This is a genomic window from Senegalimassilia anaerobia JC110 (genome assembly GCF_000236865.1).
Classification (GTDB): Bacteria; Actinomycetota; Coriobacteriia; order Coriobacteriales; family Eggerthellaceae; genus Senegalimassilia; species Senegalimassilia anaerobia.
The window spans coordinates 2,391-3,994 of sequence record NZ_HE611020.1 but is presented as its reverse complement, the minus strand read 5'-3'; the positions used below and the strand labels follow the sequence as shown (position 1 = coordinate 3,994).

Genomic DNA, 1,604 nt, shown 5'->3' with positions numbered 1-1,604 from the left:
CCGATGCGGATACACGGTCGGAAAATACGTATCGATCGAAAAGGAAATCGAAAGATCGAAGGAAACGTACTATGAGGCGCTCGGCGCAAGCTCCGCCGGGTGGCAGGACGGCGAGAACGACTACACCCCGTTCGTGACCTACATGCTCGGCGTGATGACGGCCTGCTACAAGGAGCTTGACAGGAGATTCGCCATTGCAGCGGGCCCCAAAGGCGGCGAAGGCATGCTGCGCGCATATTTCGAGCAGCTCGTCGGCGCAGCGACGAAGAGGGACATCATGGATGCGAACCCGTCCATAAGCAAGCGAACGGTCGAGCGCGTCCTCAAGAAGCTCCAAGATGACGGGACCATCGAGAAAACGGGCTCGGCGAGGTCTACCGCATATCGCAAACGCTAGGAACGGCATCGTCAGGCTCGCTGAACGCGTCCTCTGAGGCCGTCTCGCGGCGGATCTCGCCGCCCCTCGTCCTTCGAAAGCCGTCGGCCGATCTTGCCCGGCGCGCCCCGCGCATCAAACGTCGAGGTCGCCGAACTCGGCGACGTACCTGCGGTCCATGAAGTGCGCGCCGCAGCGGGCGCAGAAGTCCCAGTGCTCGTCGACGAGGCACCCGCAGTTGCCGCACTCGGAGACGGCCCCGCCCGCATGGAGGCCGATGAACGCGATGCTGGGGGACAGCAGCGCGCTTTCGCGATCGGGCAGCTTGCCCGATCGCGCGATGCGCTCGGCCTCCTCCAGGTGCGCGTAGCTCGCGGCGAGCCTCTTGTCGCCGTCTTCCAGCGCCTTGTCCTTCCTTTTCGCGTAGTACGCGACCAGATCGATCATAGACGGGCCGTCCTTCCTCTGCCAAACGTAAAGCCGGCGGCTGCGACACGGTGCGACGCCGCCGCCGCCGGCGGCGCCCGGCGTCCTGCGCCTGCCCGCCCGCGGGGGATCCCTGCGCGGGCGTCGCTCGTATGGCGCGGGGAATCATTAAAGGCAGGCTGCCTGGCGTCGCCGCGTCCATGTCGGCCCGACAGGAGCCTGCAAGCCGTCCGCGCCGCGCGGGATGCTTGCCTGGCAGGGCGATTATACCGCCTCACCACCAGTCGCGATCGCGCTCCGGCTCCTGCTCCATGTACCTCGACCGCTCCTCATGGTCGACCGCCCGCTCGTAGTCGCGCCGGCGCATCGGCTTGCGGCGTTCGCCCGTCGCCTGCCCGCGGCCGGCTTCGCGGTCCGCGGACGCGCGCTCGCGCTCCCTTTCGACGGAGCGCTCCACCAGCGGCTTCCTGGCGTGCCTGTCGGCGCTCAGGCGGTCGATCGTCGGCGACAGCCCCCTCGGGCACGCCTTGTGCAGCATGCGCCTCTCGCGGCGGCTCAGGCCGTCGTAGGCCTCCCGGGCCTCCCGGGTGACGCCGGCGCCGCGGCCGTCCATGTCGCTGGCCATGTCCCGCACGCGCTCGACGTTGCGGCGCATGCGCTCGCGCTGCGGGTCGAAGACGCGGAGGAACCGCGCCAGCTCCCGCGCGCGCTTCTGGGCCCATTCGATGCCCTCGCGCAGGCGCTCCAGGGCGGCGTTGCGCTCGCGCACCGCCTCGTTCTCGCGGGCGCGGTCGGTGACCGG

General features: G+C 69.1%; 3 protein-coding genes. 1 reads left to right on the top strand and 2 read right to left on the bottom strand.

What is annotated here, in order from left to right; translation table 11 throughout:
• The coding region (locus SFHG_RS09960; protein WP_042437098.1) for a cell division protein Fic at positions 1 to 397 on the top strand (397 nt) is incomplete at its 5' end.
• Positions 398 to 511: 114 nt separating this feature from the next.
• Here the strand turns inward: SFHG_RS09960 and SFHG_RS09955 are convergent.
• Entirely contained in the window at positions 512 to 823 is a 312-nt protein-coding gene (locus tag SFHG_RS09955) for a hypothetical protein (protein ID WP_042437091.1), read from the bottom strand.
• Between the two features lie 253 nt (positions 824 to 1,076).
• Positions 1,077 to 1,604: hypothetical protein (locus SFHG_RS09950; protein ID WP_042437089.1), on the bottom strand; the 528-nt coding region annotated here is incomplete at its 5' end.

Excerpts from the sequence above, each read along its gene's own strand:
- SFHG_RS09955 (WP_042437091.1), bottom strand. The coding sequence starts at position 823 with ATGATCGATCTGGTCGCGTACTACGCGAAAAGGAAGGACAAGGCGCTG.